Here is a 7390-nt window from a genome sequence, read left to right as displayed (position 1 = left end):
GCAACTGCTCGACCTCGAACTGGCGTGCCTCGCGCAGGATCTCGCGGAAGATCTCATAGCAGGTGGTCTCGGCGGTCTTCAGCGATCCGCGCCCATTGCAGCAGGGGCAGGGCTCGCAAAGGATGTGCTCGAGCGATTCATGGGTGCGCTTGCGGGTCATCTCGACCAGCCCGAGGGCCGAGACCTCGGTGATGTGGGTCTTGGCATGGTCGCGCGCGAGACACTTCTCGAGTGCACGCAGGACCTGGCGTTTGTGCTCTTCATCGGTCATGTCGATGAAGTCGATGATGATGATCCCGCCTAAGTTGCGCAGCCGCAGCTGTCGACAGATGGCCTGCGCGGCCTCGAGATTGGTCTTGAAGATGGTCTCCTCGAGATTGCGGTGGCCGACGAAGGCGCCAGTATTGACGTCGATCGTGGTCATCGCCTCCGTCTGGTCGATGATCAGATGACCGCCCGATTTGAGCTGCGCCTTGCGCTGCAGGGCCTTTTGGATCTCGTCTTCGACCCCGTAGAGGTCGAACAGCGGCCGCTCGCCGCCATAGTATTCGATGCGGTCGACAATCTCCGGGATGTACTTGACCGCAAAGGGTCGTGCCTTGTCGACGGTGACGCGGGAATCGATCCGCACCCGCTCGACCTCGGGGGTGACCAGGTCGCGCAGCGCGCGCAATGCCAGAGGGAGGTCATCATGGATCAGACCGATCTCGCTTGCGCTTGCGGCACGCTCGCGAATGCCGTTCCAGAGCTTGGCCAAGAAGGCCATGTCGCGGCAGAGGTCGTCGTCGCTGACCGTCTCTGCAGCGGTGCGGGCGATGTAGCCGCCCATCCCTTCGTGCTCGTCGACATAGGCCTGCAGTACCTCGCGCAGGCGCTTGCGCTCGTCGTCGTCCTCGATCTTCTGCGAGACGCCCGTGTTGCCGAGCCGCGGCATGAACACCAGGTAGCGTGAAGCAATCGAGATGTTGGTGGTCAGTCGCGCCCCTTTGCTACCGAGTGGGTCCTTGACCACCTGTACCAGGATTGGGTCGCCCTCTTTGACCAGGCTGTTGATGTGATCGCTGCGCGCTTCACTACCGGCGGTCATGATGTCGGATGCGTGCAAGAAGGCTGCCCGATCCAGGCCAATCTCGACAAAAGCGGCCTGCATGCCAGGCAGCACACGGCAGATGCGCCCGTGGTAGATGTTCCCAACCAGACCGCAGCGCTCGGCGCGCTCGATGATGATCTCCTGGACCACACCGTTTTCGACCACCGCGACGCGCGTCTCCGGTGGAGTGATGTTGATGAGTATCTCTTCGCTCATCGTCGGGCCGCGGGCTGCGCAGCGGCTTGGCTCAGTGGCATCGGTATTGACCTCGTTATGATTCTTCGTCTAATGAGCGAGCGGATCGAGACCTTGCTCGCGCAGCAGCGATGCGGTCTCGAACAACGGCAGGCCGACGACGTTGCTGTAGCTGCCGCGGATGGACTCGACGAAGATCGCGCCCCGGCCCTGAATCGCATAGGCGCCAGCCTTGTCGCGCGGCTCGCCGCTGGCCCAGTACGCGAGTGCCTCAGCCGGCGAGATCTTGCGCAGCCGGACCTCGGTCGCGACTAGCACCTGTCGCTCGAGCGGCCGACCGTCGCTTTGCTGCCCAGCGTCCCTCAGCGCGAGCAGACTCACCGCGGTGAGCACCCGATGAGATCGCTCAGATAATAAGGCTAGCATCCGCAGCGCGGAGTCGGCATCTGCGGGCTTGCCCAGAATCTGACCCTCGACCACGACAGCCGTGTCGGCGGCGAGTAATGGCCGCAATGGCTGAGTGACGGGCTTGAATAAGGTTGCCCAGCCGGCCCGGGCCTTGGCGCGAGCGATACGCGCCACGTAGACCTCCGGGGACTCGCCCGCGAGCGGCGTCTCGTCGGTGTCGGCCGCAACCAGCTGCGGCCTCAGTCCCAACTGCGCCAAGAGCTCGCGTCGACGCGGCGAGCGTGAAGCCAGCAACAGCTCCGAGGGTGGCTCTTCAGATTGGCGCAAATCGTCTCGGTGCAAAGCGTCGGTTCTCATGCTGACGCGTCTCATGCTGTCCTGCGGTGGTAGGGGTGGCCCTGGGTCATGCTCCAGGCTCGGTACAGTTGCTCGGCGAGGATGATGCGCACCAATGGATGGGGGAAGGTCAACGGCGATAGCGACCAGCGTTGCTCAGCCCGTGCCAGGCAGCTGGCCGAGAGTCCGTCAGGTCCGCCCACCAACAGCGCGACGTCGCGACCACTGGCCATCCAGGCCTCGAGCTCCTGGGCCAAGGCCTCGGTACTCCAGGCACGCCCCCGGACATCGAGGGCGATTGCCAACGCCGTGCTTGGTGTCGCCTTCAATAGCCGGTCGCCCTCATCGGCGAGCAAGCGATCTCGCTCTGCGGTCGAGAGCTGTGCGCGTTGTCCGGACTTGCTCCGGCCTCGGCCCAGCCCTTTGCCACGCGCGGCAGGCTCAATCTCGACCAGTGTCAGGGCGCAGCTCGGCGGCAGGCGCTTCGCGTACTCGCCGAAGCCCTCATTGACCCAAGTCGGCATGCGTCGTCCGACGCAAAGAATTTGGATATGCATCACAGTCCGATAAACTGTTCAGGGCGTTTGGCAATAGCCGCAGGCTGATGCCCTGATCAGCTCTTGCGAAATCGCCTCAAGTAGGCCAGGATTCTATCTGTTTTCAATGAAAATACCTCGGGGGTCGGGTCGCGTTATGAGCAAGCAAGTGAGGAGCCACATCCACTCGTCCGATGACCTGCTCGGTGACCGATCGCCCTGCGACGATGGCCTTGGCCTTCTCAGAGAGGTAGCCGCGGCCAGACCTCAAACTGGGGCGCGTGCCGGTTTGGCGGTGTCCGAGACGCGCATGGGCTTGGTCCTGTGGGTGCTTGCTCTGATGGCGCTCCTGATGCTCGGAGGCTGCGGGGGTGGCTCCAACCTGCGCGGCGATGGCGTTTCCAAGATTGATTACGACAACAGCGGTTTGTTTCCGGTCCCGGATGAGATTCAGCCGAACGTCGATTTCTGGCGTCATGTCTACGGGGTCTGGAGTCGTGGGCAGGTGGCCTTTCATGATAATGAGCATATGGGCGTCGTCTATGAGGTGGCTGAGCTGCCCGGTGCCATCCAAGAAGGCTATACCAACGAGCAGCGCGCGTGGGTGAAGTCACGCAAGGCGCTGTATCGGGATCGACTCAGCTCGCTCGAGCGTAAGGTGCGGGAGCGCGCGCCGCTGACCGCTTCGGACAAAGCGTTGCTCGCCAAGATCGAGCAGGGTGCAGGCAAGAGTGCGGTCTATGGCGCCTCAGATCGGCTGCGCAGTCAGCGAGGAGTGCGCGAGCGCTTCAAGCGCGGTCTCGAGATCAGCGGTCGCTACGACCCCTATTTCCGGCAGATCATGAGTGCCAAAGGGGTCCCTGAAGACCTAGCCTATTTGCCCCATGTCGAGTCCTCGTTCCAAACCCATGCGCGCTCGAGCGTGGGTGCCGCTGGGATCTGGCAATTCATGCCAGCGACCGGGCGCGACTATGGCATGCGCGTGGACCGCAACATCGACGAGCGGCTCGATCCTATCACCTGTGCTGACGGTGCTGCGCGTTACCTCTCCGCGGCGCATCGCAAGCTCGGCAGCTGGCCTTTGGCTATCACCTCGTATAACCACGGCAAGGGCGGGGTCGCCAACGCCAAGGCCCAATACGGCGACGACATCGGCAAGATCGTCAAGCACTACAAGGGCCGCGCCTTCGGCTTCGCTTCTCGCAATTTCTATGCATCATTTGTCGCCGCACGCGAGGTGGCCGATCATCCGCAGCGCTATTTCCCGGAGGGGGTGCGCTACGAGCAGCCTTGGTCCCATGAGCGCTTGGTGCTGCGCAGCCCAATGCCTGCACATCATGTGGCCAATCACTACGGCGTCTCGACCGCCAGCCTGGCTCGGCTGAATCTCCACTGGCGTGACCCGGCGATCGAAGGCCGATCCCAGCTGCCGGCAGGCAGTACGGTCTGGCTGCCGGCAGGCAGCACGCGCCGCGTAGCCTCTCATCCGCCGGACTATCGTGACCGCATCAGCGTGCCGTCGACGGCGTCCTTGGTGGTGCGTAATGACAGCAGATCCAGCAAGCAGACGGTGAAGAGCGGTACCGCAAGACTCGCGACGACCAAGTCCACGAGCGCGACAACCGCGGCCAGCAAGCCAGCAACGGCGAGATCCTCGGCGAAAACCACAACGTCTTCGCCAAAGTACCACGTCGTCAAGCCGGATGAGACCCTCTATCGGGTGGCCGTCAACAACGGGATCTCCGTAGACAAGCTCCGCAAGCTCAACCAGCTCGGCCCCAACGACAACACCATCCGGGTTGGTCAGAAGCTCAAGGTCAGCGGTTAGAGCACCTCGACAAGGCGCCGCTTAGCCACTCGCCTGTTCTCCCGGACATCAGCGGCTAACGTTTATCGAGAGCTGCCGGGACCGCGGCGACGCCGGGGACGGAAGCGGCCGACCTGTCGACAAAGTGCTTGCTGAACGGTCTTTGTCGGTAGGGCTTGATAACGGAGCTTGATGTAGCTGTCGACGATTGGGTCGACTGTCGGCTGTAAGTCGGGCCGCGCCTTGAACACGCGCGCACGATAATGAAGCGGTGCTTCGTGGTGCTGGGGTCCCAGGCCGATGCGGGCGAGCCGTCGTCCGAAGCGCTGCCAACAGCGTTGGACCGGGTCATGTGTTCTTGGCTTGCGAGCGAGCGCCATTGCCCATCCAAGCATCACGGCCGAGCCTGCAATCGTCATCAGCAGCGCGAGCCCGTACTCGCGCCATGCGCCGAGACCGAGCCGATCTAGCAGTCGGAATTGATCCTGGCTCGAGAAGCCGAGCACCCAGTGCCTCCAGCCGGAGTCGAAGGCATCGGCCAGAAAACGGGCGTTGCGGACCAGCTGGCCGATGACGCTGGACTCTTCGACTCGAAAACGTGCCGGTGCGGTGCGACCTAGGCTATCGAAGCGCAGCTCGCGCTCGACACGCGCTGGATCGATCGCTGCCGTCGGGTCTACCCGTGTCCAGCCGCGTCCCTCTAGCCAGATCTCGGCCCAGGCGTGGGCGTCGGATTGGCGGATCAGGTAATCGCCGCTGAGTGGGTTGTACTCACCGCCGAGATAGCCGAGCACGATGCGCGACGGGATGCCGGCCAGACGCATCAGTAGGACGAAGCTCGAGGCGTAGTGCTCGCAGAACCCGGCCTGGGTCTCGAACAGGAATTCATCGGTTGGGTTGTCGCCGAGCCTTGGGGGCAGCAGGGTATAGCGGAAGGGCGGTTGGCTAAAGAAGGCTAGCGCTTGCTGCACGACCTGCGCCGGGGTCTCAGACATCCTCTGCCAGTCGGCGACCAGCGCCTGGGTCCGCTCGGTGACGTTCGGCGGTAACTGCAAGGCGGCTTGCTCATGGGCTGGCGCGAGTCGGCTCATCCGGTAGTCGAGGACCGAGCTGGCCCGGTAGAGCCGGAGATCGGTCACCGGCTTCTCGGCGAGGAGCTGGAAATCGGCGGTGAGTTGCGAGCGCTCCGGTAGCCGAGTGGGCAGCTCGAGCGCGAACAGCCAGCGCTGATCCGTCGGCTCGAGCAGGACGGTATAGCTGATGGGCTCGCTGAGGAGCTCGCGGACCGGAAGGGCATCGGTCGGTTGGGTCTTGTCGGAGCGATTCGCCGCCTCCGATGCTGCCGCAGCCGTTGGCCGCGGCGCTGGCGCGAGTGCTGGCAGCGGCAGCCAGCGCTGCCCATTGGTGCACCAGAGGACCGGGCCGCGCCAGTACATGGCGTTGATGGGCAGGTCTTGGGCCGCGTCCTGCGGGGCATCGAAACGCACCCGAAAGGCATCTTCGCCAGAGACGATCAGCTCGCTAATCGAGCCTGGCTCGAGCCAATTCTTGAGACCGCTGATCGCGCGCTCGTCGCCTAGCTGGAGATCCCAGAGCGGCGCGTCGAGCCGCGGGAAGAGCAGGAATAGCACGAACGCCAGTGGTGCGGCTTGGGCGGTTAGGATGAGCGCCATGCGGCCAGCTGTTCGCCAGTCTGCGAGGCGCTGCTGAGACCGCCCGGCGACGCTGAGGTCGGTCAGCAAGGCGACCGCGCCGACCAGCATCAGCAGCATCCAGACTGCGAGCCAGGGCGATTTGCCGAACAAGAACTGGATCACCAGCAGGAAGCCGAAGGCAATGACCAACACGCGCAGGTCGCGCCGTGTGCGGCTTTCGAGCCGCTTCAGCGCAATCATCACCAGCAAGAGCGCGCTGCCGGCATGCTGCCCAACCACCGAGTGATAGCTATCGAGCACGACCAGCCCACCGAGCAGCGTCAGGGCAACCAAGACCCAGCGGTTCGGCTGCAGGCGGGGCCAGCGAATGGCCGCGGCACTGATCAGCAGCAGGCTGAGGACAAAGAGTCCGACGTGCAAACGGAGCGCGAGCAGCAGAGGCGCGGCGCCGAGTCCGAGCAGAAGGGTTGCTACAATGAGCTGCCAGCGATCGGCGGGCAGATCGCGGTAGCGGTCGCGGTGGGCGTCTGGGCTTGGCGGCCCAGCCTCGCGGTCGTTGAGGTCGTCATCTGCGGGCGCTGGCCCGCGGAATGGGATCTTGAGGCGCGGCAGCGGGAGTCGGTCAGCCGACCAGCGTGGCCGACGGCTAGCGGGTTTCCGGCTCACGCTGAGCCTCGCGGGGCATCAGGATGCGCGGGCCCTGAATAGCGCGCTAAGGCTTCCAAGCAGCGGTGTTTATGGCGCTCGCCTTTGCCGTAAGGGATCGCTTCAGCGCCGAGCTGCATCCCATAGCGTAGATCGCGCGCCTCGGCATCGAGCACCTGGCGCGTCAGCAGGGACAGACGCTGCTCTAGGTTGCCGTGATGTTGACGCAGGTCGAGCTGGACACGGGCGGCTTGGTCGCCGCCGAATTGCTTGGTCACCAGGCCCCGCTCGCGGGCTAGCGTCTTCCAGTCGATCTGCCGGGGCGAGTCGCCGGCGCGATAGGCCCGTGAGCCGATGAAGTCATCGGCCCCCAGGTCTTGCGAGCTCTTAGCGGCATCCTTCGCCCGCTGCTCTGGCGCCACGGCGAGCCCCGCTGGTGGTGCCTGCGGGGCTGGGCGCGGATAGACCAGCACCTGCGCCGGGGTTTGCACCAGCGCCCAGGAGCGGAACAGGCCGAGCGGATAGCGGGTATCGATCTGGATCTCATCGAGGCGCATCAATCCGCGGTGCTGAGTGACCAGCGGCAGATCGAGCTCGCTGTGACTGCCCGTGATGATCTCGGCGCAGTCTCCGCCGCGCAGACACAGCTCGCCGTGACGCCGGCCGTGCTGATTCCAGAGCTCAACCCGAAACCGTGCCGGTTGGCCACCGACGGTCG

Annotated in this window: 6 protein-coding genes; 1 reads left to right on the top strand and 5 read right to left on the bottom strand. The window is 64.4% G+C overall.

Annotated features, from left to right (window positions below):
• The 3 genes from rng to rlmH form a co-directional block, all read right to left on the bottom strand.
• On the bottom strand, window positions 1–1306 hold a 1306-nt coding region (gene rng / locus ACY693_RS11610; RefSeq protein WP_462321984.1), incomplete at its 3' end, for a ribonuclease G.
• 69 nt (window positions 1307–1375) lie between these two features.
• On the bottom strand, window positions 1376–2050 hold the full coding sequence (locus ACY693_RS11605) for a Maf family protein (RefSeq protein ID WP_462321983.1): 675 nt from the start codon (window positions 2048–2050) through the stop codon (window positions 1376–1378).
• A gap of 11 nt (window positions 2051–2061) precedes the next feature.
• Complete coding sequence (gene rlmH / locus ACY693_RS11600; RefSeq protein WP_462321982.1) at window positions 2062–2586, bottom strand: 23S rRNA (pseudouridine(1915)-N(3))-methyltransferase RlmH; 525 nt, start codon at window positions 2584–2586, stop codon at window positions 2062–2064.
• A 289-nt stretch (window positions 2587–2875) separates the two neighbouring features.
• Here rlmH and ACY693_RS11595 point away from each other — a divergent pair, with 289 nt between their 5' ends.
• Complete coding sequence (locus ACY693_RS11595; protein ID WP_462321981.1) at window positions 2876–4393, top strand: lytic transglycosylase domain-containing protein; 1518 nt, start codon at window positions 2876–2878, stop codon at window positions 4391–4393.
• Window positions 4394–4455: 62 nt separating this feature from the next.
• Here the strand turns inward: ACY693_RS11595 and ACY693_RS11590 are convergent, their stop codons facing one another.
• A complete protein-coding gene (locus tag ACY693_RS11590) occupies window positions 4456–6693 on the bottom strand; it encodes a transglutaminase TgpA family protein (RefSeq protein WP_462321980.1) in 2238 nt (745 codons plus the stop codon).
• Window positions 6690–7390 (bottom strand): DUF58 domain-containing protein (locus ACY693_RS11585; RefSeq protein ID WP_462321979.1); only part of this gene is annotated, 701 nt, incomplete at its 5' end. The genes ACY693_RS11585 and ACY693_RS11590, both read right to left, overlap by 4 nt.

The organism is Halochromatium sp., from assembly GCF_054919635.1.
The sequence above is the reverse complement of the archived record's forward strand: the minus strand, read 5'-3'. Positions and strand labels throughout refer to the sequence as shown.